Raw genomic sequence first — 25,616 nt, 5'->3', positions numbered from 1 at the left:
TAAAGATCCTTAAGATCTACTAACGGATCCTGATCCTAGAAAGGGCGCTAACTAGACGTTTCACTGATCACGGGAAACAGATAGAATGTTTGCCCCCTTAACGTGGGGATGAAGACGGCAAACAAACGATCTCAGGCGTGCAGATCAAGGTGATCCCAATGCAATACCATGAACAATTTGATGTGATCGTCGTCGGTGGCGGTCATGCAGGAACCGAGGCCGCAGCAGCATCTGCCCGTATGGGCATGAATACGCTGTTGCTGACTCACAACATCGATACCCTGGGCCACATGTCGTGCAACCCGGCAATCGGTGGGATCGGTAAGGGACACCTGGTCAAGGAAATTGACGCCCTCGGTGGGATCATGGCGCGAGCCATCGATCTTGGCGGGATCCAGTTTCGCACGCTCAACTCTTCCAAGGGCCCAGCCGTGCGAGCCACCCGCGCTCAGGCGGATCGTCTGCTCTACAAAGCGGCCGTGCGAGAGATGTTGGAGAACCAGCCGAATCTGAAGATCTTCCAGCAGGCTTGCGATGATCTGATCATGGACGGGAATCGTGTCGCCGGTGTCGTGACTCAGAGCGGGATCCGTTTCAGTGGCAAGACGGTGGTGCTCACAGTGGGTACCTTCCTGAATGGTTTGATCCACATCGGCATGGATAATTACAAGGGCGGACGGGCTGGAGATCCTCCCTCGATCGCTCTGGCGCAGCGTCTGCGTGAACTGCCGCTGCGCATCGACAGACTCAAGACCGGGACGCCGCCGCGCATCGATGCCCGCAGTGTTGATCTCTCCGTGATGCAGGAACAGGCCGGTGACACCCCGACCCCGGTGTTCTCCTTCATCGGCGAGGCGAGCCAGCATCCGCGCCAGATCTCCTGCTACATGACGCACACCAACGAGCGCACTCATGAGGTGATCCGCAATAATCTGGATCGCAGCCCCATGTACGCCGGGGTGATCGAGGGCATAGGGCCGCGTTACTGCCCATCGATCGAAGACAAGATCACCCGCTTCGCCGACAAGACGGCGCACCAGATCTTCGTCGAGCCGGAAGGTTTGACCACCCACGAACTCTATCCGAACGGCATCTCCACCAGCCTGCCATTCGATGTACAGATCCAGATAGTGCGTTCGATCCGGGGCTTCGAGAATGCCCATATCACTCGACCCGGCTACGCCATTGAATATGACTTCTTCGATCCCCGGGATCTCAAGGCGAACATGGAGAGCAAGTGCATCCCCAATCTGTTCTTCGCCGGACAGATCAACGGCACCACTGGCTACGAAGAGGCCGGTGCCCAAGGGCTGCTGGCCGGTCTGAACGCCGCGCTGCGGGCGCAGGACAAGGATGCCTGGCATCCCCGTCGTGATCAGGCCTACCTGGGGGTCATGATGGATGATCTCTCCACCCTGGGGACCCGCGAACCCTACCGCATGTTCACCAGCCGTGCCGAATATCGCCTGCTGCTGCGTGAAGACAATGCGGATCTGCGTCTGACGGCTGCTGGCCGTGAACTGGGTCTGGTCGATGATGACCGTTGGGCCAAATTCAATACCAAGCTGGAATTGGTGGAGCAGGAGCGTCAACGGCTGCGTTCGACCTGGATCCACCCCCAGCATGTCGCCGTACCCGGTATCAATGCCCTGGTAAACACCCCGCTCAGCCGTGAGCACAGTCTGGAAGAGCTGATGCGTCGTCCCGAGGTGACCTACGATGCGCTGATGGCGATCGAAGGGGTGGGGCCTGCTCTCGAGGATCCGGCCGCCGCGGATCAAGTCGAGATCCAGATCAAGTACGCCGGTTACATCGAGCGTCAGCACGACGAGGTGGAGAAACAGCTTCGCAACGAGAACACCCTGCTGCCGCTGGACATGAATTACCGCGACGTGAACGGCCTCTCCAACGAGGTGATTGCCAAGCTGAGCGATGCCAAGCCGCAGACCATAGGTCAGGCCTCCCGCATCTCCGGCATCACACCGGCGGCCATCTCCATCCTGCTGGTCCATCTCAAGAAAAACGGCCTGCTGCGTAAAACCGCCTAGAGGATCCCCATGCTGGAAAGATTGAACGGCCTGCTCGCGCAGGCCGATATCGTTATAACAGAGACTCAAAAGACCCAGCTTATCAAGCTGGTTGAGTTGCTGCACAAGTGGAACAAGGCTTACAATCTCACCTCGGTGCGTGATCCCGATGCCATGCTGGTCAAGCACATCCTCGATAGCCTGGTGGTGAGCCGGCACTTGCACGGCGAACGGTTCATCGATGTCGGTACCGGCCCGGGCCTGCCAGGTTTACCGCTGGCCATCATCAATCCGGACAAGCAGTTCGTGTTGCTCGACAGCCTCGGCAAGCGGATCAATTTCATCCGCCAGGTGATCCAGGAGCTCGGTCTCACCAATGTGACCCCTGTGCTGAGCCGGGTGGAAGAGTACAGACCCGAACAAGGCTTCGATGCGGTGCTGAGCCGGGCGTTTGCCTCCCTGGAGGACATGCTGCGCTGGTGTCATCATCTGCCGTCCGAGGAGGGCAGCTTCCTGGCTCTCAAGGGACAGTATCCCGCACAGGAGCTGGCCCAGTTGCCGGCCAATATCCGCCTGGTGGCATCCCATCAACTGGTGGTGCCTGAGCTGGAAGGCGAGCGTCATCTGCTGGAGTTTAAAACTATCTAGGCCCGCTTGGGCTGCCGTTTCATTGAGGGGATCTTGTGGGAAAAGTCATTGCCATCGCCAACCAGAAGGGGGGGGTCGGAAAAACCACCACCTGTGTGAACCTGGCGGCTTCCATGGCAGCCACTCGCCGCAAGGTGCTGGTGATCGATCTGGATCCCCAGGGTAATGCCACCATGGGCAGCGGCGTCGACAAATACGACGTAGAGCGCACCGCCTATGAGCTGCTGATCGAAGATATCCCGGTGCGGGACGTGATCGTCACCGAGACCTCGGGGGGCTATCACCTCATCGCCGCCAATGCCGATGTGACGGCGGCGGAGATCCGGCTGATGGAGTTCTTCGCCCGGGAGATCCGGTTGCGCAACGCCATCGCCTCCGTGCGCGACAAATACGATTACATCTTCATCGACTGCCCCCCCTCCCTCAACATGCTGACCGTCAATGCCATGGCCGCCGCCGATTCGGTACTGGTGCCCATGCAGTGCGAGTATTACGCCCTGGAGGGGCTGACGGCCCTGGTCGATACCATCAGCAAGCTGGCGGCCGTGGTCAATCCGGATCTCAAGATTGAAGGGGTGCTGCGCACCATGTTCGATCACCGCAATCGGCTGGCCAATGATGTGTCCGATCAGCTGAAACAGCACTTCGGGGACAAGGTCTATCGCACCATCATCCCCCGTAACGTGAGATTGGCCGAGGCGCCCAGCTTTGGTGCCCCGGCCATGCACTATGACAAATCATCGGTGGGCGCCAAGGCCTATCTGGCTCTGGCTGGCGAAATACTGCGCCGCCAGGAGCAGGAGTTCCAGCCGACCACCGCAGATCGAGAGAGCATATGACCCTGAAAAAACGTGGACTGGGCAAGGGGCTGGATGCCCTGCTCAGTACCAGCACGGCTGCGCGCCAGAAGCAGGTGATGAGCGATCAGCGCACCGAACAGGCCATGGCTCCGGCCCCCCAGGGCGAGCTGCGCAAGCTGCCGCTGGAGTGGCTGCGCTCTGGCAAATACCAGCCGCGCAAGGATATGTCGCAGGACGCACTGGAAGACCTGGCCAATTCCATTCGTGCCCAGGGGGTGATCCAGCCGATCGTGGTGCGCCCCCTCGGCGAGCAATCCTTCGAAATCATCGCCGGTGAGCGGCGCTGGCGCGCCTCCCAGCTGGCCCGTCTCGAGGTGGTGCCCTGCATCGTCAAGGACGTGCCCGACGAGGCTGCGGTCGCCATCGCGCTGATTGAGAATATCCAGCGCGAAGACCTCAACGCCATCGAGGAGGCCGTGGCGCTGCAGCGTCTGCTGACCGAATTCGAACTCACCCACCAGCAGGTGGCCGAGGCGGTGGGCAAGTCACGCACCACAGTCACCAACTTGCTGCGCCTCAACCAGCTCAACGACGATGTGAAGCGTTTCGTGGAGCATGGCGACCTCGACATGGGCCATGCCCGCGCCCTGCTGGCACTCAGTGGCCCGGCCCAGTCAGAACTGGCCAAGCAGGTGGCCCAGAAAGGCCTGACCGTGCGTGATACCGAGCGCTTGGTGCAAAAATCGCTGGAACCGGTAAAAACCAAAGCCGACCCCGTTCGCGATCCACAATTTGCTTACATTGAACGCCAGATTGCAGAAAAAATTGGCAACAAGGTACAACTTCAACAAGGCAAACAGAATAGCGGCAAGTTAGTAATAAGTTACGAGAACTTGGCGGAATTGGACCGGGTATTGGGCTATTTTGGCCTATCAGAACAGTGATTTTTACGCTTTTTGTAGTAATAAAACATCCATTCCTTTCGATATGAACATAACCTTAATTTTGTGCGGAAAGCCGCAAAAATTAAGGGTTTTTGCCATGTTGCAATAGCCGTCTTCACGGGTATAATTTGACCGGCTTTTAGGGCTGTGAATTCGGGGTCTCTGGAACCCGATTTTTTACAGTTCTGTAATGTTCAGAGGTGAGTTGGTGAAACAGAAAATAGCCTTGGAAGGTTTAACACTGGCCTTGGCGATGCTCGTTTGTCAGCTCGTCCTGATCCTGGCGATAGCTTCAGTCTGGTTTTATCAGGCCGGGGCTCACGCCGGATATTCCTCCCTCTACGGAGGGGGGATGTATTGGGTTCCTCAGGCCTTGTTCACACTCTGGGTTCTGCGCCGCAAGGTGACGAAAGAGAGTGTGGGGCTGGTGTTGCGGGACTTTTATGGTGGGGCAGGGATTAAGCTCATTACTACAACAGGACTCTTCGCCCTGATGTTTGGTGCAGGGATCGAGATAAACACCATCTCCTTCTTCGCCACTTATATCCTCGCCCTCGTTGTACAGTGGATAGTCTCATTCACGCTTAACAACCACTATTAGGAAAACTCATGGCTGCAACCGGAGAAGTCCTGACTCCTCAGGAATATATCTCCCACCATCTGACCCATCTGCAAGTAGGGTCTGGGTTCTGGACAGTGAATATCGACTCTATGATATTTTCTGTTCTGTTGGGCACCCTGTTTATCTGGTCGTTCCGTCGTGTTGCCGTCAAGGCCACCAGCGGTGTGCCGGGTAAACTTCAGTGCTTCGTGGAGATGCTGGTCGAGTTTGTGAATGGTAACGTCAAGGACATCTTTCACGGTCGCAACAAGGTCATCGCACCTTTGGGGCTGACCGTGTTTGTGTGGATCTTCCTGATGAACTTCATGGATCTGATCCCCGTTGACTTTATCCCTCATGCTGCACAATTGATGGGTGTTCCCTATCTGCGTGTGGTTCCCTCTGCTGACGTTAACATCACCATGTCCATGGCTTTGGGCGTGTTCTTCTTGATCCTGTACTACAGCATCAAGGTCAAGGGTATCAAAGGGTTTGTGAAGGAGCTGACGCTTCAGCCTTTCAATCACCCTGCGGCCATCCCTGTTAACTTCATCCTTGAAACCGTCACGTTGATTTCCAAGCCAGTCTCTCTGGGTCTGCGACTGTTCGGCAACATGTATGCTGGCGAACTGATCTTTATCCTGATTGCGGGTTTGTTACCCTGGTGGTCACAGTGGATCCTGTCCGTGCCTTGGGCAATATTCCACATCCTGATCATCACCTTGCAGGCATTTATCTTCATGGTTCTCACCATCGTCTATCTGTCGATGGCGCAAGAAGACCATTGATGAAGCAACTCAAATAAAACTTTTTCAAACAACCAATTACCAAAAAATAAATGGAGATCCTCATGGAAAACTTGAACATGGACCTGCTGTACATGGCTGCTGCTTTGATGATGGGCCTGGCCGCGATCGGCGCCTCCATCGGTATCGGTATCCTGGGTGGTAAATTCTTGGAAGGTGCTGCTCGTCAGCCGGATCTGATCCCTGTGCTGCGTACCCAGTTCTTCATCGTGATGGGTCTGGTTGATGCGATCCCGATGATCGCCGTTGGTCTGGGTCTGTATGTGATGTTTGCGGTTGCCTAAGTCGTTACGACTCACGCAGAACCCATTAACTAACTTAAGAGGAAATCGGCTGTGAATATCAACGCCACCCTCCTCGGCCAAGCAATCGCTTTTTTCTTCTTCGTAGTATTTTGCATGAAGTACGTATGGCCGCCGCTGATCGCTGCCATTGAAGCCCGCCAGAAAGAAATTGCTGACGGCTTGTCTTCCGCAGAACGCGCCAAGAAAGATCTGGATTTGGCCAAGGCCAATGCCACCGATCAGCTGAAAGAAGCCAAGCGCCAGGCTGCTGAAATCGTCGAACAGGCTAACAAACGTAAAGCCCAGATCATCGATGAAGCCGCAGTTGGTGCCCAGGCAGAGCGGGAAAAAATCCTGGCTCAAGGCCGTGCCGAGCTTGAAGCTGAACGTCATCGTGCCAAAGAAGAACTGCGCAAGCAGGTTGCTGCTCTTGCCGTCGCCGGCGCAGAGAAGATCCTGGCACGCCACATCGACCAGGCTGCCAACAGCGACATCGTCGACAAACTGGTAGCAGAACTGTAACGGGAACGGGGCTATGTCTGAACTGACTACAATCGCTCGCCCCTACGCCAAGGCTGCTTTCGAGTTTGCCGTTGAGCACAAGGCGGTTGACCAGTGGCTGGAGATGCTCGGTTTCGCGGCGCAAGTCGTGGAAAACGAGACAATCCACACCCTGGTAAACGGCTCTGTGGCTGCCGAAGAACTCGCAAACCTGTTTGTGAGTGTCTGCGGTGAGCAACTCGACGAGCATGGCCAGAACCTGATGCGGGTGATGGCTGAGAATGGTCGCTTGGGTGTGCTGCCGGCGGTCGTGACCGAATATGTACTGCTCAAGGCTGAACTCGACAAAGAGATTCAGGCTGAGGTCATTTCGGCCCATGTACTGACCGACCAGCAGAAGGCCGCTATTCAGGCTTCTCTGGAGCAACGTCTCGCACGCAAAGTGAAGCTGAATTGCAGCATGGATGCGTCCTTGATGGCCGGAGTGCTCATCAAGGCCGGAGATCTGGTTATCGACGGCACTGTCCGCGGTAAGCTGGATCGCATGGCCGACGCGCTGCAATCTTGATTGGGGTATTAGAGCATGCAACTGAATTCCACTGAAATCGCCGAGCTTATCAAGCAGCGCATCGCGCAGTTTGATGTTAAGAGCGAAGCGCGCAACGAAGGCACCATCGTCTCTGTGAGCGACGGTATCATTCGTATCCACGGTCTGGCCGATGCCATGCAGGGTGAAATGATCGAGCTGCCGGGTAACCGCTTCGCTCTGGCATTGAACCTGGAGCGTGACTCCGTTGGTGCCGTGGTCATGGGTCCCTACGCCGATTTAGCCGAAGGGATGAAAGTAAAAGGGACTGGCCGCATTCTGGAAGTGCCGGTTGGTCGTGGTCTGTTGGGCCGGGTGGTCAACACCCTGGGTCAGCCTATCGACGGTAAAGGTCCCATCGACAACGACGGCTTCTCGCCGATCGAAGTTATCGCACCGGGCGTTATCGAGCGTAAGTCTGTTGACCAGCCTGTCCAGACCGGCCTGAAAGCCATCGATGCCATGATCCCTATCGGTCGTGGCCAGCGTGAGCTGATCATCGGTGACCGCCAGGTAGGTAAGACCGCCATCGCCATCGACACCATCATCAACCAGAAAGACTCTGGTATTAAGTGTGTGTACGTCGCGATCGGTCAGAAGGCCTCCACCATCGCCAACGTGGTGCGCAAGCTGGAAGAGCACGGTGCTCTGGCCAACACCATTGTGGTCGTAGCCTCTGCCTCCGAAGCCGCTGCCCTACAGTACCTGGCGCCTTATGCCGGCTGCTCCATGGGTGAGTACTTCCGTGACCGCGGTGAAGACGCGCTCATCATTTATGATGACCTGTCCAAGCAAGCGGTGGCCTACCGTCAGATCTCCCTGCTGCTGCGCCGTCCGCCAGGACGCGAAGCTTACCCAGGCGACGTCTTCTATCTGCACTCCCGTCTGCTCGAGCGCGCTTCCCGCGTCAACGTCGAGTACGTCGAGAAGTTCACCAAGGGTGCCGTGACTGGCCGGACCGGTTCTTTGACCGCGCTGCCGATCATCGAAACCCAGGCCGGTGACGTGTCTGCGTTCGTTCCGACCAACGTGATCTCCATCACCGATGGTCAGATCTTCCTGACCACTCAGCTGTTCAACTCCGGTATTCGTCCGGCGGTTGACCCGGGTATCTCCGTATCCCGAGTGGGCGGCGCGGCTCAGACCAAGATCGTCAAGAAATTGTCCGGTGGTATCCGTACCGCTCTGGCCCAGTACCGCGAGCTGGCGGCCTTCGCCCAGTTCTCTTCCGATCTGGATGAGGCGACCCGCAAGCAGCTGGATCACGGCCAGAAGGTAACCGAGCTGATGAAGCAGCAGCAATACTCCCCGATGAGTGTGGCTGCCCAGGCTCTGGTGCTGTTCGCCGCCGAGAAGGGCTATCTCTCCGACGTCGAAATCGCCAAGGTTGTCGATTTCGAAGCCGCTCTGCTCTCCTACGCCAATACCCAGCACGCTGAGCTGATGGCAGACATCAACGCCACAGCCGACTACAACGACGCGATCGTTGGCAAGCTGACTGCGTTGCTGGATGACTTCAAAGCAACCCAGACCTGGTAAGCGAGTGTGGCAGCGCAAGCTGCCACCTGAAGGAGAGTAAGAGATGGCCGGCGCAAAAGAGATACGTACCAAGATCGGGAGTGTGAAGAACACTCAGAAGATCACCGGCGCTATGGAAATGGTGGCAGCAAGCAAGATGCGCCGTGCGCAGGAACGCATGTCTGCCAGCCGTCCGTACGCTGAAACCATGCGCAAGGTGATCGGCCATATCGCCCAGGGGAACTTGGAATACAAGCACCCCTACCTCATGGAACGTGAGGTCAAGCGAGTGGGTTACATCGTCGTCTCCACCGACCGTGGCCTGTGTGGGGGTCTGAACATCAACCTGTTCAAGGCTGCCCTCAATGAGATGAAGGACTGGAGCGCGAAAGGTGCCAAGGTTGACCTGGCACTGATCGGTAACAAGGCTTCCGGCTTCTTCCAGCGGCACGGTGCCAAGGTGCAAGCCCATGTCTCCGGACTGGGTGACAACCCGAGCATCAGTGACCTGATTGGTTCAGTCAAGGTCATGCTGAAGGCTTACGACAACGGTGAGATTGACCGTCTGTACCTGGTGTACAACAAGTTTGTAAACACCATGGTGCAACAACCCCGAGTCGATCAATTGCTGCCTTTGCCCGTAACAGAAGACAGCAAGCTCGCCAAGAAACACCATTGGGATTACCTCTATGAGCCGGATCCCAAACAGCTGCTGAATACCCTGCTGATTCGCTACGTCGAGTCCCAGGTGTACCAGGGCGTGGTGGAAAACTTGGCCAGCGAACAGGCAGCCCGAATGGTTGCCATGCAAGCCGCGACTGACAACGCCGGCAACCTGATTAACGATCTGCAACTGGTGTACAACAAGGCCCGTCAGGCCAGTATTACCCAGGAACTGACAGAGATCGTATCGGGCGCTGCTGCGGTGTAAGGCAAGGGTTATCAAAGATTTAGAGGATTTGACATGAGTAATGGTTTCATCGTCCAAATCATCGGCGCTGTAGTGGACATCGAGTTCCCGCAGAATGCCGTACCCAAGGTGTACGATGCGCTGTGCGTCGTCAGTGAAGGTCAAGGCCAGGGTCTGGTGCTGGAAGTTCAGCAGCAGATCGGTGGCGGTGTCGTGCGCTGCATCACCATGGGTTCCTCCGACGGTCTGCGTCGTGGGTTGGAAGTAGTTAATACCGGCAAGGCAATCCAGGTACCGGTTGGTACCTCGACCCTGGGTCGGATCATGAACGTACTGGGCGAACCCATCGATGAGAAGGGTCCGATCGGCGAAGAAGAGCGTTGGTCCATCCACCGCGAAGCTCCCAGCTACGAAGATCAGTCCAACAGCAACGATCTGCTGGAGACCGGCATCAAGGTTATCGACCTGGTTTGCCCGTTCGCCAAGGGTGGTAAAGTCGGTCTGTTCGGCGGCGCCGGTGTTGGCAAGACCGTCAACATGATGGAGCTGATCCGTAACATCGCGATCGAACACAGCGGCTACTCAGTCTTTGCCGGTGTGGGCGAGCGTACCCGTGAGGGTAACGACTTCTACCACGAGATGATGGAGTCCAACGTACTGGACAAAGTATCCCTGGTTTACGGTCAGATGAACGAGCCGCCCGGAAACCGTCTGCGCGTGGCGCTGACCGGTCTGACCATGGCCGAGAAGTTCCGTGACGAAGGTCGTGACGTGTTGTTCTTCGTGGATAACATCTACCGTTACACCTTGGCCGGCACCGAAGTATCCGCACTGCTGGGCCGTATGCCCTCCGCAGTAGGCTACCAGCCGACCCTGGCCGAGGAGATGGGTGTTCTGCAAGAACGTATCACCTCCACCCGGACCGGTTCCATCACCTCCGTACAGGCCGTTTACGTCCCTGCGGATGACTTGACCGACCCGTCCCCGGCGACCACCTTCGCCCACCTGGATGCGACCGTCGTTCTGTCCCGTCAGATCGCGGCACTGGGTATCTACCCGGCCGTTGACCCGCTGGACTCCACCTCCCGTCAGCTGGATCCGCTGGTGGTTGGCAAGGAGCACTACGACACCGCTCGTGGCGTTCAGACCGTACTGCAGCGCTACAAAGAGCTGAAGGACATCATCGCCATCCTGGGTATGGATGAACTGTCAGAAGAAGACAAACTGACCGTATCCCGTGCCCGTAAGATCGAGCGTTACTTGTCCCAGCCGTTCTTCGTGGCCGAAGTATTTACCGGTTCACCGGGCAAATACGTGCCGCTGAAAGAGACCATTCGTGGTTTCCAGGGCATCCTGAAAGGCGAGTATGACGATCTGCCTGAGCAGGCGTTCTACATGGTTGGCGGTATCGACGAAGTCGTCGAGAAAGCCAAGAAACTGTAAGCCTCGATAGGAGGACCCATGGCTGAGATATCCTTTCACCTGGATGTGGTGAGCGCAGAGGGCAAACTGTTTGCCGGCCGTGTTCAGACCGTACAGGTTTCAGGCTCCGAAGGTGAGCTGGGTATCCACCACGGTCACGCGCCGCTGCTGACTGCCATCAAGCCGGGCCTGGTCCGCTTGATCAAGCAGAATGGTGGCGAAGAGGTGATGTACGTTTCCGGCGGCATGCTGGAAGTACAACCCGAAGCCGTGACCGTGCTGGCCGATACCGCAATTCGTGCCGACGATCTGGATGAGGCGAAAGCCCAGGAAGCCAAGCGTCGTGCCGAGGAGCGGATCAACAGCTCCCATGGTGACATCGATTACGCCCAGGCCGCTACCGAGCTGGCCAAGGCGATGGCCCAACTGCGGGTTATCGATATCGTCAAAAAGAATTACCGTTAATAGCGGTGATGCAAAAAGCGACCTTCGGGTCGCTTTTTTTTTATCCGTTGGATAGACTCCGCCGAGCATTTCCTCAAGTTTCAAAGGCTGGCTATGTCTCTCAACGTCGTGATCCTGGCTGCGGGTAAAGGTACTCGCATGCGCTCCTCCTTGCCAAAAGTACTGCACCCTGTCGCCAACAAGCCCATGGTCTCCCATGTCATCGACACCGCTCGCCAGATAGGTGCCGAGCAACTGCACCTGGTCTATGGCCACGGCGCCGAGTTGCTCAAGGAGCGGATCGCCGCGCCGGATCTGAACTGGGTGCTGCAGGCCCAGCAGCTGGGCACCGGCCATGCGGTGGCCCAGGCGATCCCGTTCTGGCAAGACGAAGACGACGTACTGGTGCTGTACGGCGACACTCCGCTGATCCAGCCCGAGACCCTGCAACGACTGCTGGCCGCCAAGGCCGATGGCGGCATGGCGCTGCTGACCGTGGTGTTGGACAATCCGACCGGCTATGGCCGTATCGTGCGGGAAAGCGGCCAGGTGGTCGGCATCATCGAGCAGAAGGATGCCAACGCCGAGCAGCTCGCCATCCGCGAAGTGAATACCGGCGTGCTGGTGGCCAAGGGGGCGCAGTTGCGTAGCTGGTTGTCCCGCCTGGACAACAAGAATGCCCAGGGCGAGTTCTATCTCACCGACGTCATTGCCATGGCCCACGGGGATGGTTGCGCCATCGCCGCCGTTCATCCGGACAGCGCCATGGAGGTGGAAGGGGCCAACAACCGGGTGCAGCTTGCGGCATTGGAGCGCAGCTACCAGCAGATGCAGGCCGAGAGGCTGATGATCGCCGGTGTGACCCTGATCGATCCGGCCCGCTTCGACTTGCGCGGCGAACTGGAGGTCGGGGAAGAGGTGGTGATCGATGTCAACGTCATCATCGAGGGCAAGGTCAAACTCGGCAATCATGTGCGCATCGGTGCGGGTTGCGTGCTGAAAGATTGCGAAATCGGCGATCACAGTGAAGTGAAACCCTACTCCGTCATCGAGGGGGCGCAGGTTGCTGACCAGTGCTCGGTCGGCCCCTTCGCCCGCCTGCGGCCCGGTGCCGTGCTGGAACAGGATGCTCATGTGGGCAACTTCGTCGAGATGAAGAAGTCCCGGCTCGGGGTTGGCTCCAAGTGTGGTCACCTGACCTATCTGGGAGACACCGAGGTGGGTGCCAGGGTGAACATCGGCGCCGGCACCATTACTTGCAATTATGATGGGGTGAACAAGTTCCAGACCATCATAGAGGATGACGTCTTCGTCGGCTCCGACACCCAGCTGGTGGCGCCGGTGCGCATCGGCAAGGGGGCGACCCTGGGGGCGGGCTCGACCATCACCAAGGACGTGGCAGAGCACGAACTGGTGATCACCCGGGTGCCCCAGCGCCATATCCAGAATTGGGCGCGTCCGGTCAAGAAGAAGTGATGCCCGATCAATCCCTATCCATGAAATAAAGGAAACCGGCGCCTTGTGGCGCCGGTTTTTTTATGGCCTGGACTCCGTGCTCTCCATGACCCTGTACCAGTCCAGCTTGCGGGTCAGCATCATGATCAGCGCCAGTATGGCAAACAGCAGCAGGGCGCCGAGCAGTAACGCGCTCTGCTCTGCTTGCAGCAGGCCATAGAGGGTGGCATAGACAACCCCCAGCAGGGCCGCGAAGCCGAGCCCTTGCTTCAGGCCCCCCAGCACATGGCTCAGGTAGAAGCCATTGAGCGCCACGCTGGCCAGCGCCGCCAGCAGGTAGGCGAGGGCGAAGCCCAGATGCTCGGTCAGCGCCAGCAGTAGCAGATAGAAGATGACCAGCCCCATGCCGACCAGGGCGTACTGGATGGGGTGGACCCTCAGCCCTTTGAGCAGCTCGAACATGAAGAAGCTGATGAAGGTGAGGCCGATGAACAGCAGGGCGTACTTGGCCGCTCGCTCGTTGAGTCGGTATTGATCCACAGACTGCACCAGACTGACGCTGAAGGCGGGCAGTGCTTGCTCCTTGCCACTCATGCTGCGCAAGAAGCGGGTCTCCATGTCGGTGGCGAACCAGCTGGTCTGCCAGTTGGCATTGAAACCCGCCTCATCCAGTTTGCGACTGCCCGGCAGGAAATCGCCGATGAAGTTGGGATGAGGCCAGTTGCCGGTCAGTTGCAACCTGCTCTCCCGACCGAGGGGCACCAGCTCCAGGCTGTTCATACCCTGCAGGTTCAGCTCGATATGAAACTCACCCTGTTCGCCCGGCAAGGCGTCGAGCGGCGCGTGAATACCCGCCTGATCCTCTCCCAGCAGGGCACCGGGGATGAAGGGAATGTGGCGATCTCCCAGTTGCAGCACCGGGACGCTGTTGATGCCACGGGCGTCGGACAGCACCAGGCTGAGGTAGGGTTTACCCGCCACCAGTGCCGGATCGGCACCGTCAACGCGCAGCTCCGGGTTGCTGGCCAGTAGTGCCTTGTCCGTCAGGGTACCGGGCAGGCGACCGGACAGGGTGATGGTGGTGTGGTAGATCTGCGCCTGATAGATGCCGAGCTTGCGGGGGGTGACCACCATGTTGGCGCGCATATCCAGCTGTTCCGGCAGCAGGTAGCGATAGAGCCGCTCCTGACGCACGAAGCGCTTGCCATCCTGCTCCACGGTAACGGCGCGGCTATAGGGTTGTACCAGCACTGGCCCCAGCAGCCGCTGCGGGCCGCTGCTGCTGGCCATCATGCTGCCGATGGCCTGACGCTGATAGTGCTGGCGCTCGTGATTGAGATCCAGAATGGATTGTACCGGCAGCATCAGCAGCAGGCCGAGCAGCAGTAGCAGGAAGATCTTGTGGGTGACAATCTGTTTGACCATGACGGGCTCCTTGTTATCGCAAGCCAGTCTCCCCGGGCTGGGTGAAGGGGAGATGAGCCCCTGTGAAGTGAGGGTGAAGGAGAGAGAAAAACCGACCTCCGCTGAGGTGGGGGGTGGGAGCCTGACAGGTGTGTTCGCCGGTTGCCTGCCCGAGGCTTGGCTCAGGGGTTAACCATGGCTGGGCAGCCAGAGTTCGGCCAGTACCCCGCCTTGCTGGTCGTTGTGCAACGTCAGGCTGCCTCCATGTTGGCGGGCCACCTCGGCGGCGAAGCTGAGCCCTATGCCGCTGCTCTTGGCGCCGTTTGGCCTGGGCAGGGAGTAGAAGCGCTCGAAGATGCGCGGCAGGGCGAAATCCGGGATGCCAGGCCCCTGATCCTTGACCCGGAAGCGGTAACCCTCCTGCACCGGTTCGCCCTCTATCACTAACAGGCCTCCGCTTGGGCTGAAGTCGAGGGCATTGTCGATCAGATTGCCCAGCGCCTGTCCCACCAGCAGTCGATCCCAGCGTTGTGGCTGGGCTGGTTTGAGGCTGTGGCTGAGGGTGATGCCGCGCCTGTCGGCCACTATCTGGCGCGCCGCCACCGCCCCTTCTCCCAGCTGCATCGGATCCACCGCCTGACGTTCACGTTCCTGGCCCGACTCGAGGCGAGCGAGCTGCAACATGCGCTCGATCAGCTGCTGCATCCGGGTCGACTCCTGATTGATATTGTTGATGAATCGAGTCGCGACCTCGGCAGGGGGCGCCTCCGCCAGCAGCTCTCCCGCCCCGCGAATGGCGGCCAGGGGGCTCTTGAGTTCATGGGTCAGGCTGTGAACGTACTGCTCTATGTAACGCTTGCCATCGAGCTGGCGGCGCATCGTCTCGAGGGAACGCCCCAACCTGTCCAGCTCCAGACTGTATAGATGGGGCAACTGGGCCGGCTCCCCCTGGCTGACCGCCTGGGCGTAGCTTTCCAGCTTGCGGATGGAACGGTTGAGCCACCACACCAGCAGAGCGCCGATGAGCAGGGCGATGAATAGCATGAGGGCGGCAGCCTGCAATAGCTGGCGCTCACCACGCTCTATCATCGGCAGCAGGGTGTGATTGGGTTTGGCGACGGTGAGGGAGCCCAGTATCTTATTCCCTTCGCGCAGCGGCGCCGCCACGTGCATCACCGAGCTGGTGGGATCGTCCGGGTCGCTGCGGGTGCTGCGGGCACCATATTGACCGCGCAGGGTCAGGTGGACGTCGTTCCAGCGGGAGTAGTCTTTGCCCAGATCCTGGCCAGAGGAGTCGTAGATAACGCTGCCATTAGCATCAACAACATAGATGCGATACTCGGCCTGCTGCTTGAGGTGGCCGTCGATCAGGGCATTGATGGGGCTCTGGTTGAGGCGAGTGAAGGCATGGGCCAGTCGCCCATTGGCCATCTTGCCATCCTGCAAATCGTCCAGGGCCAGGGGGGCCAGTATCTGGGCCATGTCGACCAGGGTATCTTCGGCGGCGCTGCGCACCCCGGGCTTGATCTCCTCGACGAAGATCTCCAGTACAAACCAGGCGGCCAGGGCGAAGATGAGCAGCAGCCCGGCCAGCAGTTGCAGTCCAATCCTCATATCCGCCCCTGACAGCAAGCTAGTTGCCGTTCTATTGTGCTCATGGCAGATCCCGGTGGTCGGGCTGTTGCCGTTCAATGGTCATATTTCGTGTCTCATATTGCATGCCAGCCCAGGCTGCGCGGCAGTTGCAGTCCCATGCACATCGGTCATGCCAGCTCCAGGCTGTAACCCAGCCCCCTGTGGGTCAGGATCAGATTGGCATCGGGATCCCGCTCCCGCAGCTTGGCCCTCAGGGTCTTGATATGGGTATCGACGGTGCGATCCAGGCTATCTTCGGCCCCGCTCCACACCCGATCCATCAACTGCTGGCGGGAGTAAACCCGGCCCGGCGCCTGCATCAGCGTCTTGAGCAGCAGGTATTCATAGCGGGTGAGGTTCAGGGGTTGACCGTGGAAACAGATGCGGGCCCGCTCCTCATCCAGCAGCAAACCACTGGCCTGTGAGGGGGGCTGCCGCTCGCTGCGGCGCAAGATGGTGCGTACCCTGGCACAGACCTCCCGGGGCGAGAACGGCTTGGCTACATAGTCATCGGCGCCAATCTCCAGCCCGATCAAGCGGTCTATCTCCTCGCTGCGGGCGGTGAGGAACATCAGCGGGGTGTCGCTGTGCGCCCGCACCCGCTTGCACAGCTCGAAGCCATTGATGTCGGGCAGACCCACATCCAGGATCAGGAAGTCAGGTTGCGTCTGTTCCAGTCGCGCCAACATGGTCTCGCCCAGGTTGAACCAGATCACCTCGAACCCCTCGGTCTGCAGGGCATAGATCAGGGTGTCGGCGATGTTGGCTTCGTCTTCTACCAACCATATCAATCTCTTGTGCATGGGATCCTCTCACTCTCTGCCGGTCTATTTTGGCAGCTAAGTGATGGGGATCCTATTTTGTCCGCTTGTTTTTCCCGCAAAGCTTGCTAATATCCCGCCATTCTTTCGAATCGAAACTTAATGATGACAAAACGAAACACTCAACAGCGCCGCCACACCATAGTGACCCTGGTGCAAGAGCAGGGCGAAGTGAGCGTCGATACCCTGGCCAAGCACTTCTCCACCTCGGAAGTGACCATCCGCAAGGATCTGGCGGTGCTGGAAACCGGCGGTCTGCTACTGCGTCGTTATGGGGGCGCCGTGCCGCTACCGAGCGAGATGGTCGTGACGGATAACCCGGAACAAGTTTCGAAGCGAAAGCTGGCCATCGCCCGTGCAGCTGCCGACCGGATCCGCGATCACAATCGCATCATCATCGACAGCGGCAGTACCACCAGTGCCATGATCCCCATGCTGGGCAACAAGCGTGGCCTCATCGTCATGACCAACTCCCTCAATGTGGCGGGTGCCCTGCGCGAGCTGGAGAACGAACCCACCCTGCTGATGACCGGCGGCACCTGGGATCCCCACTCCGAGTCCTTTCAGGGCCAGGTGGCGGAGCAGGTGTTGCGCTCCTATGACTTCGACCAGCTGTTCATCGGCGCCGATGGCATAGATCCCGAGCGGGGCACCACCACCTTCAACGAGCTGGTGGGCCTGTCCCGGGTGATGGCCGAGGTGTCGCGGGAGGTGATCGTCATGGTCGAGTCAGAAAAAATAGGCCGCAAGATCCCCAACCTGGAGTTGCCCTGGGCGCAAATCCATACCCTGGTGACGGACGAAGACTTGGCCGACGAGACCCGGCAACTACTCGAATCCAAAGGGGTGACGCTGATCTGCGCCCCCCTCGCAGGCTGACGCTCGCCTGCTCATCCCATTGTTAACAATTCAATTTTAAGGAGAAGTCTATGTGTGGCATCGTCGGGGCAGTCGCCCAACGTGATGTGGCTGAAATTCTGGTGGAAGGCCTGCGCCGTCTCGAGTATCGCGGTTATGACTCCGCCGGTGTGGCCGTGTTCAGCAGCGAGCACCCGTTGCAACGGGTGCGCCGTCTGGGCAAGGTGGCCGAGCTGGCCAAGGCGCTGGACGAACAGTCCGTCCATGGCGGTACCGGCATCGCCCACACCCGCTGGGCGACCCACGGCGAGCCCTCCGAGCGCAATGCCCACCCCCATGTCTCCGAGCATATCGTCGTGGTGCACAACGGCATCATCGAAAACCACGAAGAGCTGCGGGCCGAGTTGCAGGGGCTGGGTTATGAGTTCAGTTCAGACACCGACACCGAGGTGATCGCTCACCTGGTGCACCACGAACTGAAATCCGCCCCCAGCCTGCTGGTGGCTATGCAAGTCGCGGTGAAGCAGCTGCGCGGCGCCTACGGCACAGTGGTGATGGACAGCCGTGACGACAGCCGGGTGGTGGTGGCCCGCTCCGGCTCGCCGCTGGTGATCGGTCGCGGCATCGGCGAGAACTTCATCGCCTCCGATCAGATGGCGCTGCTGCCGGTGACCCGCCGCTTCATCTTCCTGGAAGAGGGTGACGTGGCCGAGGTGACCCGCCGTGACGTGCACATCTTCGATACCCAGGGCGACGCCGTGGTGCGCGAGGAGCTGGAGTCCGAGCTCTCCCACGATGCCGGTGACAAGGGCGAGTACCGCCACTACATGCTCAAAGAGATCTACGAGCAGCCCAAGGCCATCACCAACACCCTGGAAGGGCGGCTGGGCAGCGATCATGTGGTGGTCGAGTCGTTCGGCAATGGCGCCCGCGCCATCTTCGACCAGGTCGAGCACATCCAGATCATCGCCTGCGGTACCTCCTACAACTCCGGCATGGTGGCCCGCTACTGGTTCGAAGAGATCGCAGGGGTGTCGTGCGACGTGGAGATCGCCTCCGAATTCCGCTATCGCAAGTCGGTGGTGCGCCCCAACAGCCTGCTGGTGACCCTCTCCCAGAGCGGCGAGACCGCCGATACCCTGGCCGCCCTGCGTCTGGCTAAGGAGTCCGGCTACATGAGCTCCCTGGCGATCTGCAACGTACCGGGTTCCTCCCTGGTGCGGGAATCGGATCTCGCCTTCATGACCCGGGCCGGTACCGAGATTGGCGTGGCCTCCACCAAGGCCTTCACCACCCAGTTGGCCGGTCTGCTGATGCTGGTGACCGCCATCGGTCATTGCCGTGGCAACCTGAGTGCTGCCGCCGAGGCTGAGCTGGTCAAGGCGCTGAAGACCCTGCCGCAGCGCATCAAGGAGAGTCTGGCCCTGGCCAAGGAGATCGAAACCCTGGCCGAAGAGTTTGCCGACAAGCACCACAGCCTGTTCCTGGGCCGCGGCAGCCAATACCCCATTGCCATGGAAGGGGCGCTCAAGCTCAAAGAGATCTCCTACATCCATGCAGAAGCCTATGCGGCCGGTGAGCTGAAGCATGGCCCGCTGGCGCTGGTGGATGCCGAGATGCCCATCATAGTGGTGGCGCCGAACAACGATCTGCTGGAGAAGCTCAAGTCCAACGTCGAAGAGGTGCGCGCTCGTGGCGGCATTCTCTATGTGTTCGCCGATGCGGCCGCCGGTTTCAAGAGTGACCAGACCATGCGGGTGATGAACCTCAGCCATGTCGAGGAGGCGATCGCCCCCATCGTCTACACGGTGCCCTTGCAGCTGCTCTCCTATCACGTCGCCCTCATCAAGGGCACGGACGTGGATCAGCCGCGCAACCTGGCCAAGTCGGTTACGGTTGAATAAGCCAAAGATGATCCCATGAAAAAGAGCCGCAAATGCGGCTCTTTTTGTTGCTGCTGACCAGATTACGACAGTCGCAGGTTGGTGATGGTCACATCGGTCAGGGAGGGCACAATGATGCCGCTGGAGATCCCCTTGGCAATGGCCTGACTGCGGTTCTTGGAGTCCGTCTTGTTGGTTACCTGATTGAGGTGGAAATTGACGGTCCGTTCGCTGATGCCGAGTATGGTGGCTATCTCCCAGGAGGTCTTGCCCTCGCTGGCCCAGAACAGGCACTCCTTCTCCCGGTCCGACAGCTCGGTCAGATACTTCATCAGATCCGGTCTGGCCTTGATGAGGGTTAGGGCCGAGTTGAAGATGTAGCTGGCACAGAAGGAGAGCATGGGCACGTTGTCGAACATCAGCTCGGAATCGGATTTTTCCTTGGTAATAAAGGAGAGGATGCCGTGTTCACCCTGCGGGGTGTGCAGCGGAAAGGAGACACCGTTACGAACGCCGAAGTCGGCGGCCAGGTTCATCACTTCCTGACTGGCGCTGGGTAGCCAGGGAGAGGTGCAATCGAGCTGATTCCAGAAGATGGGCTGAGTCTGTTTGAGGCCAAGATGCACCACAGGATCCTGAGTCAGGAACTGTTTTTCCGTATAGGCATTGAACCAGCTGGTTGGGCAATTATTGAACAGAGCGACGTGGGATTTTTGCATGCTGATGGGAAAAATAATCAGCAAACGAAAATAATCGAAGCCCATCTGGTGGCTGAAACGTTCCAGAAGCTGCTGGATGTCGCTTGTTTTCTTGGCCCTGGTAAACCTGTCTATGTGTTCCCATATGGCGTCGTTAAACATCTTTCTCTCCTTTTTCGATCCCTATCTTGCTGATCGAAAAGATATTTTTTAGTTATAAATGTGGTGTTGCTTCTACCAACGCCAGTACATCCCGTGTTTGTCTAAAAATTATCCTGTTTTTTTCCCCCTAGGCCAAGGACTGATGTCGATTGCTACTGGTCCCATGATTTGAAATAATGAGAATAGTTATCATTGATAAGATCTATTTCATGAACAAGTTATGGTGTCTGGCCCTGTTGCCATTATCGATCTCCTTGTCAGTTTCTGCCGATGAACTGGTCAAGCCTGCTCTCAAGGCGAGTATTGCCGCCGGGCAAGCATCCCAGCTGCGGGTGGAGAAAGCGGCCGATGCCGCCCTCGCCGCTCGCCAGGAGTTGCAGAATGCCGAATTGCAACTGCGCGACCTCGAGGCTTACAACAGCTATATGCAGTCGCTGGTTGCCGATCAGCGCAAGGAGCTGACTCGCCTCAATACCCAGCTCGGCGCGGTGGAAGAGACCCGTCAGGGCCTTATCCCCCTGATGCTGAAGATGCAGAGCGACCTGGCGTCGCTGGTGCAAGATGACATTCCCCTGCGCAAGGAGGAGCGGTTATCACGGGTGCAGGGGTTGAAAGCGACCCTGGCGCGCAGCGACGTGAGCGAGGCGGAGAAATTTCGCCAACTGTTGCAGGCCTATCAGATCGAGGCCGAATACGGTAACCGGCTCGATGCCTATTCGGCCGAGTTGACCCTGGATGGCACGCCGCGCCGGGTCGAGGTGTTGGCCGTGGGCCGGGTGGCCCTGCTCGCCATGACGGCGGATCACAGCCTGGCCTGGCGCTGGTCGGCACAACAGAAAACATGGCTGGCGCTGGATGAACAGTGGCTGAGCCCGCTCGGCGAGGCATTCGCCATGGCAAAAGAGAAGGGCGTCCCCCAGTTGTTGCAACTGCCGCTCTCCGTGGCCCTGCAGGAGACCCAGTCATGAGACAACTTCCCCTTCTTGTCGCTCTGACACTGGGCATGATGCAGCCAGCGTTGGCCAATGAAGACTGGCAGGCACAGGAGCAGGCCCGCGAACAACAAGCGAGTCAGGATCTTGGTGAGGTCAGCAAGACCCTGGCGAGCGCCCGTGCCCGGCTGAGTGCCGCCCAGCAGCAGAGCAAGCAGCTGGCGAGTGAATTTGCCGACAACGAGAAAAAGCTGGGTGAATTGAAATCCCAGTGGCAGCAAGCGGCCAGTGACATGGACGAGGTCTTTGCCGTGGCCCGCCAGGGAGCAAACGACGCGACCAGGTTGCTCGGTGGCTCGGCGCTTCAGGGTCAATATGGCGATCGCTTGCAACCCTTGCAGCAGATGAGCAAGGAGCAGGATGTGCCGGACCGCACCGCCCTGGCTCAACTGCCAAGTCTACTGATGCAAGAGATCACCGGATCGGGCCAGATTGCCCGCTTCGACGCCAATGTGCTGGATGGCCAGGGTGCCGCGAGCCGCCAGCCGGTGACCCGCATCGGCAGCTTCATGTTGCTGGGGAAAGAGGGCTTGCTCCAGGTGGAAGCCGATGGCCTGACCCCTGTGCTCGGTCTGCCCGCCAGTCTCAATCGTGCCGCCCATGCATACCAGGGTCAGGAGGGCGAGGCCGTACCGCTCGATCCCTCCCATGGCGTCCTGCTTGCCATGCAGGCCCAGGCCCCTGGTTTCTGGCAGCAGCTGCAGCAGGGCGGAAAAGTAGGCGCCATCATCATACTGCTGGCCCTGATCGGCCTGGGCATCGCCGCGGTGCGGCTGTGGAGCCTCTCTCGCGAGCTGGGCCGGGTGCGTCGTCAGCTGGCTAGCGGTGACTATCATGCGGACAACGCCCTCGGCCGGGTACTGCTGGTCGCGGACAAGCACCCGGAGATCGCCATGGAGACCCTGGAGCTGAGGCTGGATGAGGCCATCTTGCAGGAGACGCCGCGCCTCGAGCGGGGTCTGGGCATGGTCAAGGTGATCGCCGCCCTGGCGCCCATGCTGGGTCTGCTCGGCACGGTGACCGGCATGATTGGCACCTTCCAGGCCATCACCCAGTTCGGTACCGGCGATCCCAAGATCATGGCCGGTGGCATCTCGATGGCGCTGATCACCACCGTCATGGGGCTGGTGGCAGCCATACCGCTCATCCTCTCCCATAGCTTGCTGCAGTCGCGTTTCGTCGAGCTCTCCAATGTATTGGAGCAGCAAGTGGCCGGCATATTGGCCGAGCGTGCCGAAGGCGAAATACGGGAAGGGCGCGCGGCATGATGCTCGACATCTGGCATCAGTTGCAGAGCTTCATGGGCCGAGGTGGCCCTGTGCTCTGGGTCATACTGGCCATGCTGGCGCTGATGTGGATCCTGATCATTGAGCGGTTGCTGTATCTCAATCTGGGCTATGGCGCATTGCAGCGCCGTCTGCAAGCCGACTGGCAGGCCAGAGCGGAACAAAGCAGCTGGCATGCCCGCGCCATCCGTGGTCGCTGGCTGGCTCAGGCCGAGCTGGAGCTCGGTCGCCACCTGATCATCATTCGCACCCTGGTCGTGCTCTGCCCCATGTTGGGGCTGCTTGGCACAGTGACCGGCATGATAGGGGTGTTCGACACCCTGGCGGCAGCCAACCGTTTTAATCCAGAGAGCATGGCCGGCGGCATCTCCCGCGCCACCATACCCACCATGGCGGGTATGGTCGTTGCCTTGCTCGGCGTATTGTTACTCAGTCGTCTCGACAGCAAGGCCAAACGGGCCTTGGCACAAACCCGGGACGGACTGCGCGAAGAGAAGGTATTACCATGAGACGCCAATCCAAGCGCGTGCGTGATGAAGTGCAGATAGACATGACCCCCATGCTCGACATCGTCTTCATCATGTTGATCTTCTTTATAGTGACCACCTCTTTCGTGCGTGAAGCCGGGCTCGAGGTCAATCGTCCTCAAGCGAGCAACGCCAAGGCCCAGAAGTCCTCCAGCATCATGTTGGCCATCGGTGAACAGGGTCAGATCTACCTGGATCGCAAGCCGGTAGACATAGAGCGGGTGCAAGCCAGCCTGGCGCGCATGTTGGCCGAACAGCCCGAGGCCAGCCTGGTGATCCAGGCCGACGAGCGTGTGCCCCATGGCAAGGTGGTGAGGGTGATGGATGAGGCCAAGGCCGCCGGGATCGCCAGCATAGCGGTAGCGGTGTCTGCCCCATGAAGTTCAAGCTGATGAGCCTGGGGCTGGGTCTGCTGCTCAGCCTGGGGATATTGCTGTTCATGGCCGCCCTGGTCGAGCCACCCCAGGAGCGCAGCCAGCACGATGAACAGGATCCTATCGTCATCCGGATGCAGACGGAGCAGAGCGAGGTCGCGCAGCGAGAGCGCCCCGTCCCGCCGAAACCCGAGCCCCTGCCCGAACCCCCGGCTGCCCTCTCCCTGAGCCCCATGCCCACCCCGGCAACGCCCCCTCTGCCTTCGGTACAACCCAGCCTGGATTTGGTGGCTGATCTGAGTCCGGTGCAGGTTGCCGCCCCGGGTGTGCTGGCCGCGCCAGCACCGGCTGCCGTGGCAGCGGGGAATCCCCATGGTCAGCTGGGCGGTGTTGGCAGCAGTGACATCTTGACCCCGCTGCAGCGCATCGAGCCTGCCTACCCCTACCGGGCGCAACAGGCTGGTATAGAGGGTTTCGTGACGCTGAGCTTCGCGGTCGATGCCCAGGGACGGGTACAGGATGTGACCGTGGTCGAGGCCAAACCCAGGCGTCAGTTCGAGCGAGCCGCCATCCAGGCGGTGAGCAAGTGGCGTTATCAGCCAAGACCCGGGGCGAGTGACAAGTTGCCCCAGGTGATCACCCTCAAGTTCAAGTTGGAGTCATGACTATGTTGCGGATCTGGATCTGCCTGTTGGCCCTGGTGAGCGCCGGCAGTTGGGCCATGGAGGTGAGCCCGCTCTTCTCCCGCCAGCTGGCCCCCGTGCTCAAGCTCTATCAGTCCGGCCAGTTCCAGCAGGCCCAGAGCCGGGCCCGCGACCTGAAACCAGGCTCAGAGGCTGAGCAGGCCTGGTTGGCTCAGCTCAATGCCTCCCTGGCTGCCAACTTGCAACAGACGGCCCAGGCGAGCCGCTATGTGGAGCAGGCACTGACCTATAAAGAGTGGCCGGAGCAACAACGGCTCCAGCTGCTGCGCCTGCATGGCGATATTCAAGCTCAGCAATCCAACTGGCGTGGCGCCATTGCCAGCTACCAGGCCGTGCTTGCCAAGCAGCCAAGTGACGAGCTCAGGTTGCGCCTGGCGGGTCTCTACTACCACAACAAACAGTACGCAGAGGCGGTTAGCCAGAGCGATCAGCTGCTCAAGAAGGGGTGGCAAAAACCGGTGGCCCTGATCCGGCTCTCGGCCCTGACTGCCTTGCAGCGTTATCCCCAGGCGGCCGACCAGGCCAGCGAGCTGATCCGCCGTGAGCCGACCGAGCAACGCTGGTGGCAACAGGCCGTGGCCCTCAATCTTTCCGCCAAACGGGGCGAGCAGGCCCTGGCGCTGCTGCAAACAGCCATAGACCGCAAGCTGATGGATGATGTGGATACCCGGAGTCAACTGATCCGCTTGTATGCCTGGCAAGGATTACCCTATCGCGGCGCCCGTTTGTTGGAAAACGCCATGAAGAAAGGACAACTCAAGCAGAGCCCGGAAAATCAGCGTCTGCTTGCCCAGCTTTGGGAAGGTGCGAGAGAGTGGCCCAAGGCCATCGAGAGCTGGCAGACCCTGGCCCGGCAGCCCTCCCAGAGCGATGCGGGTTTACGGGCAGCGGAACTTCTGCTGTTGCGAGGCAAAACCGAGGCCGCCATGAGTCAGTTGGCGGCTAGCGGGCAAAACCGGAGCGAGCAGGGTCGCAGGGTCAAGGCCCAGCTGGTACAGGCCCTGCTGAATCAAGAGCAGTATTCGAAAGCCATGGTGCTGGCTCAGGAGCTTAAAGCCGAAGGTGGCACGGCCTGGCAGGTACGCGCCGAGCGCTGGCTTAGCTATATAGAAGCACGCCAGCATGAATCGGATAAAGATTCGGCGTAATGTCGTCTAATTCGGCGCTTTTGATGGTTTGAGGCTAAAAAGTGCGCGGTCGCGCTGTTTTGATGAGAAAAGCCTTGCCAGCACGGCTGCCATCCCTATAATGCGCCCCTACCAGCACGGCACAACACGCCGGACTGATGAGCTAGCTTCACAGTGAAGCAGGCGCCGAAAGAAAAGC

Annotated in this window: 26 protein-coding genes; 22 read left to right on the top strand and 4 right to left on the bottom strand. The window is 59.3% G+C overall.

Annotated elements, in window-relative coordinates; genetic code table 11:
- The first annotated feature begins 158 nt into the window (after positions 1–158).
- From mnmG to glmU, 14 genes are all read left to right on the top strand, one after another.
- Positions 159–2,048, top strand: a complete 1,890-nt coding sequence (mnmG, locus tag M2367_RS16340) for a tRNA uridine-5-carboxymethylaminomethyl(34) synthesis enzyme MnmG (RefSeq protein WP_259237289.1) — start codon at positions 159–161, stop codon at positions 2,046–2,048.
- 9 nt (positions 2,049–2,057) lie between these two features.
- A complete protein-coding gene (gene rsmG / locus M2367_RS16335) occupies positions 2,058–2,675 on the top strand; it encodes a 16S rRNA (guanine(527)-N(7))-methyltransferase RsmG (RefSeq protein ID WP_042044010.1) in 618 nt (205 codons plus the stop codon).
- A gap of 35 nt (positions 2,676–2,710) precedes the next feature.
- Complete coding sequence (locus M2367_RS16330) at positions 2,711–3,514, top strand: ParA family protein (RefSeq protein ID WP_042044011.1); 804 nt, start codon at positions 2,711–2,713, stop codon at positions 3,512–3,514.
- Complete coding sequence (locus tag M2367_RS16325) at positions 3,511–4,419, top strand: ParB/RepB/Spo0J family partition protein (protein WP_042044012.1); 909 nt, start codon at positions 3,511–3,513, stop codon at positions 4,417–4,419. The genes M2367_RS16330 and M2367_RS16325 overlap by 4 nt, the downstream gene beginning before the upstream one ends.
- 190 nt (positions 4,420–4,609) lie before the next feature.
- Entirely contained in the window at positions 4,610–5,020 is a 411-nt protein-coding gene (locus M2367_RS16320) for an ATP synthase subunit I (protein WP_042044014.1), read from the top strand.
- Positions 5,021–5,028: 8 nt separating this feature from the next.
- Complete coding sequence (gene atpB / locus M2367_RS16315; RefSeq protein ID WP_042044015.1) at positions 5,029–5,808, top strand: F0F1 ATP synthase subunit A; 780 nt, start codon at positions 5,029–5,031, stop codon at positions 5,806–5,808.
- A 62-nt stretch (positions 5,809–5,870) separates the two neighbouring features.
- Positions 5,871–6,110: a F0F1 ATP synthase subunit C gene (gene atpE / locus M2367_RS16310; RefSeq protein ID WP_005893179.1), complete on the top strand. Its 240-nt coding sequence runs from the start codon at positions 5,871–5,873 to the stop codon at positions 6,108–6,110.
- Positions 6,111–6,161: 51 nt separating this feature from the next.
- Positions 6,162–6,632 (top strand): F0F1 ATP synthase subunit B, encoded by a 471-nt coding sequence (gene atpF, locus M2367_RS16305; protein ID WP_042044017.1) that lies wholly within the window; start codon positions 6,162–6,164, stop codon positions 6,630–6,632.
- A gap of 13 nt (positions 6,633–6,645) precedes the next feature.
- Positions 6,646–7,179, top strand: coding sequence for a F0F1 ATP synthase subunit delta (gene atpH, locus M2367_RS16300; protein ID WP_042044018.1), 534 nt, complete (start codon positions 6,646–6,648; stop codon positions 7,177–7,179).
- 15 nt (positions 7,180–7,194) lie between these two features.
- Positions 7,195–8,736 carry a F0F1 ATP synthase subunit alpha gene (gene atpA, locus M2367_RS16295; protein WP_042044019.1) on the top strand — a complete coding sequence of 514 codons (1,542 nt, stop codon included), beginning with the start codon at positions 7,195–7,197 and terminating at the stop codon, positions 8,734–8,736.
- A 43-nt stretch (positions 8,737–8,779) separates the two neighbouring features.
- A complete protein-coding gene (atpG, locus tag M2367_RS16290; RefSeq protein WP_224431636.1) occupies positions 8,780–9,646 on the top strand; it encodes a F0F1 ATP synthase subunit gamma in 867 nt (288 codons plus the stop codon).
- Between the two features lie 33 nt (positions 9,647–9,679).
- Positions 9,680–11,068 (top strand): F0F1 ATP synthase subunit beta, encoded by a 1,389-nt coding sequence (gene atpD / locus M2367_RS16285; protein WP_042044021.1) that lies wholly within the window; start codon positions 9,680–9,682, stop codon positions 11,066–11,068.
- Positions 11,069–11,086: 18 nt separating this feature from the next.
- Positions 11,087–11,512, top strand: coding sequence for a F0F1 ATP synthase subunit epsilon (locus M2367_RS16280; RefSeq protein WP_005893194.1), 426 nt, complete (start codon positions 11,087–11,089; stop codon positions 11,510–11,512).
- A gap of 93 nt (positions 11,513–11,605) precedes the next feature.
- A complete protein-coding gene (gene glmU / locus M2367_RS16275; RefSeq protein WP_259237288.1) occupies positions 11,606–12,967 on the top strand; it encodes a bifunctional UDP-N-acetylglucosamine diphosphorylase/glucosamine-1-phosphate N-acetyltransferase GlmU in 1,362 nt (453 codons plus the stop codon).
- A 60-nt stretch (positions 12,968–13,027) separates the two neighbouring features.
- Here glmU and creD read toward each other — a convergent pair whose 3' ends face one another.
- The 3 genes from creD to blrA all read right to left on the bottom strand — a co-directional run bounded on the left by creD (position 13,028) and on the right by blrA (position 16,788).
- A complete protein-coding gene (gene creD, locus M2367_RS16270; protein WP_259237287.1) occupies positions 13,028–14,371 on the bottom strand; it encodes a cell envelope integrity protein CreD in 1,344 nt (447 codons plus the stop codon).
- 168 nt (positions 14,372–14,539) lie between these two features.
- The gene (blrB, locus tag M2367_RS16265) at positions 14,540–15,964 is read right to left on the bottom strand and encodes a beta-lactam sensor histidine kinase BlrB (RefSeq protein ID WP_259237286.1); all 1,425 of its coding nucleotides are present in this window, start codon (positions 15,962–15,964) and stop codon (positions 14,540–14,542) included.
- 149 nt (positions 15,965–16,113) lie between these two features.
- Positions 16,114–16,788, bottom strand: a complete 675-nt coding sequence (blrA, locus tag M2367_RS16260; RefSeq protein ID WP_259237285.1) for a beta-lactam response regulator transcription factor BlrA — start codon at positions 16,786–16,788, stop codon at positions 16,114–16,116.
- Between the two features lie 123 nt (positions 16,789–16,911).
- Between blrA and M2367_RS16255 the strand changes: the two genes are divergently transcribed.
- Together M2367_RS16255 and glmS are read left to right on the top strand one after the other, a co-directional pair.
- The gene (locus tag M2367_RS16255; protein WP_224431631.1) at positions 16,912–17,685 is read left to right on the top strand and encodes a DeoR/GlpR family DNA-binding transcription regulator; all 774 of its coding nucleotides are present in this window, start codon (positions 16,912–16,914) and stop codon (positions 17,683–17,685) included.
- 50 nt (positions 17,686–17,735) lie between these two features.
- A complete protein-coding gene (gene glmS / locus M2367_RS16250; RefSeq protein ID WP_259237284.1) occupies positions 17,736–19,568 on the top strand; it encodes a glutamine--fructose-6-phosphate transaminase (isomerizing) in 1,833 nt (610 codons plus the stop codon).
- A gap of 62 nt (positions 19,569–19,630) precedes the next feature.
- Here the strand turns inward: glmS and M2367_RS16245 are convergent, their stop codons facing one another.
- A complete protein-coding gene (locus M2367_RS16245; RefSeq protein WP_224431630.1) occupies positions 19,631–20,407 on the bottom strand; it encodes a LuxR family transcriptional regulator in 777 nt (258 codons plus the stop codon).
- A 209-nt stretch (positions 20,408–20,616) separates the two neighbouring features.
- On the opposite strand from M2367_RS16245, the gene M2367_RS16240 reads away from it, so the two are divergent.
- From M2367_RS16240 to M2367_RS16215, 6 genes are read left to right on the top strand one after another with little or no spacing between them, the layout of a single operon-like run.
- Entirely contained in the window at positions 20,617–21,375 is a 759-nt protein-coding gene (locus M2367_RS16240; RefSeq protein ID WP_224431629.1) for a DUF3450 domain-containing protein, read from the top strand.
- Positions 21,372–22,667 (top strand): MotA/TolQ/ExbB proton channel family protein, encoded by a 1,296-nt coding sequence (locus M2367_RS16235; protein ID WP_224431628.1) that lies wholly within the window; start codon positions 21,372–21,374, stop codon positions 22,665–22,667. The genes M2367_RS16240 and M2367_RS16235 overlap by 4 nt, the downstream gene beginning before the upstream one ends.
- Entirely contained in the window at positions 22,664–23,194 is a 531-nt protein-coding gene (locus M2367_RS16230; RefSeq protein WP_042044031.1) for a MotA/TolQ/ExbB proton channel family protein, read from the top strand. The genes M2367_RS16235 and M2367_RS16230 overlap by 4 nt, the downstream gene beginning before the upstream one ends.
- Positions 23,191–23,592 (top strand): biopolymer transporter ExbD, encoded by a 402-nt coding sequence (locus tag M2367_RS16225; protein WP_224431626.1) that lies wholly within the window; start codon positions 23,191–23,193, stop codon positions 23,590–23,592. The genes M2367_RS16230 and M2367_RS16225 overlap by 4 nt, the downstream gene beginning before the upstream one ends.
- Positions 23,589–24,251 (top strand): energy transducer TonB, encoded by a 663-nt coding sequence (locus M2367_RS16220; protein ID WP_259237283.1) that lies wholly within the window; start codon positions 23,589–23,591, stop codon positions 24,249–24,251. Before M2367_RS16225 ends, M2367_RS16220 begins: the two co-directional genes overlap by 4 nt.
- 2 nt (positions 24,252–24,253) lie before the next feature.
- Positions 24,254–25,438: a tetratricopeptide repeat protein gene (locus tag M2367_RS16215; RefSeq protein WP_224431624.1), complete on the top strand. Its 1,185-nt coding sequence runs from the start codon at positions 24,254–24,256 to the stop codon at positions 25,436–25,438.
- Positions 25,439–25,616: the final 178 nt, after the last annotated feature.

This window comes from Aeromonas sp. BIGb0445 (assembly GCF_024809075.1).
Classification (GTDB): domain Bacteria; phylum Pseudomonadota; class Gammaproteobacteria; order Enterobacterales; family Aeromonadaceae; genus Aeromonas; species Aeromonas rivuli.
The sequence above is the reverse complement of the archived record's forward strand: the minus strand, read 5'-3'. Positions and strand labels throughout refer to the sequence as shown.

Bases quoted from the DNA above. Each gene is read 5' to 3' on its own strand.
- mnmG (WP_259237289.1), top strand. From the start codon at position 159: ATGCAATACCATGAACAATTTGATGTGATCGTCGTCGGTGGCGGTCAT.
- rsmG (WP_042044010.1), top strand. From the start codon at position 2,058: ATGCTGGAAAGATTGAACGGCCTGCTCGCGCAGGCCGATATCGTTATA.
- M2367_RS16325 (WP_042044012.1), top strand. From the start codon at position 3,511: ATGACCCTGAAAAAACGTGGACTGGGCAAGGGGCTGGATGCCCTGCTC.
- M2367_RS16320 (WP_042044014.1), top strand. From the start codon at position 4,610: ATGTTCAGAGGTGAGTTGGTGAAACAGAAAATAGCCTTGGAAGGTTTA.
- atpB (WP_042044015.1), top strand. From the start codon at position 5,029: ATGGCTGCAACCGGAGAAGTCCTGACTCCTCAGGAATATATCTCCCAC.
- atpE (WP_005893179.1), top strand. From the start codon at position 5,871: ATGGAAAACTTGAACATGGACCTGCTGTACATGGCTGCTGCTTTGATG.
- atpH (WP_042044018.1), top strand. From the start codon at position 6,646: ATGTCTGAACTGACTACAATCGCTCGCCCCTACGCCAAGGCTGCTTTC.
- atpA (WP_042044019.1), top strand. From the start codon at position 7,195: ATGCAACTGAATTCCACTGAAATCGCCGAGCTTATCAAGCAGCGCATC.
- atpG (WP_224431636.1), top strand. From the start codon at position 8,780: ATGGCCGGCGCAAAAGAGATACGTACCAAGATCGGGAGTGTGAAGAAC.
- atpD (WP_042044021.1), top strand. From the start codon at position 9,680: ATGAGTAATGGTTTCATCGTCCAAATCATCGGCGCTGTAGTGGACATC.
- M2367_RS16280 (WP_005893194.1), top strand. From the start codon at position 11,087: ATGGCTGAGATATCCTTTCACCTGGATGTGGTGAGCGCAGAGGGCAAA.
- glmU (WP_259237288.1), top strand. From the start codon at position 11,606: ATGTCTCTCAACGTCGTGATCCTGGCTGCGGGTAAAGGTACTCGCATG.
- creD (WP_259237287.1), bottom strand. From the start codon at position 14,371: ATGGTCAAACAGATTGTCACCCACAAGATCTTCCTGCTACTGCTGCTC.
- blrB (WP_259237286.1), bottom strand. From the start codon at position 15,964: ATGAGGATTGGACTGCAACTGCTGGCCGGGCTGCTGCTCATCTTCGCC.
- blrA (WP_259237285.1), bottom strand. From the start codon at position 16,788: ATGCACAAGAGATTGATATGGTTGGTAGAAGACGAAGCCAACATCGCC.
- M2367_RS16255 (WP_224431631.1), top strand. From the start codon at position 16,912: ATGACAAAACGAAACACTCAACAGCGCCGCCACACCATAGTGACCCTG.
- glmS (WP_259237284.1), top strand. From the start codon at position 17,736: ATGTGTGGCATCGTCGGGGCAGTCGCCCAACGTGATGTGGCTGAAATT.
- M2367_RS16245 (WP_224431630.1), bottom strand. From the start codon at position 20,407: ATGTTTAACGACGCCATATGGGAACACATAGACAGGTTTACCAGGGCC.
- M2367_RS16240 (WP_224431629.1), top strand. From the start codon at position 20,617: ATGAACAAGTTATGGTGTCTGGCCCTGTTGCCATTATCGATCTCCTTG.
- M2367_RS16235 (WP_224431628.1), top strand. From the start codon at position 21,372: ATGAGACAACTTCCCCTTCTTGTCGCTCTGACACTGGGCATGATGCAG.
- M2367_RS16230 (WP_042044031.1), top strand. From the start codon at position 22,664: ATGATGCTCGACATCTGGCATCAGTTGCAGAGCTTCATGGGCCGAGGT.
- M2367_RS16225 (WP_224431626.1), top strand. From the start codon at position 23,191: ATGAGACGCCAATCCAAGCGCGTGCGTGATGAAGTGCAGATAGACATG.
- M2367_RS16220 (WP_259237283.1), top strand. From the start codon at position 23,589: ATGAAGTTCAAGCTGATGAGCCTGGGGCTGGGTCTGCTGCTCAGCCTG.
- M2367_RS16215 (WP_224431624.1), top strand. From the start codon at position 24,254: ATGTTGCGGATCTGGATCTGCCTGTTGGCCCTGGTGAGCGCCGGCAGT.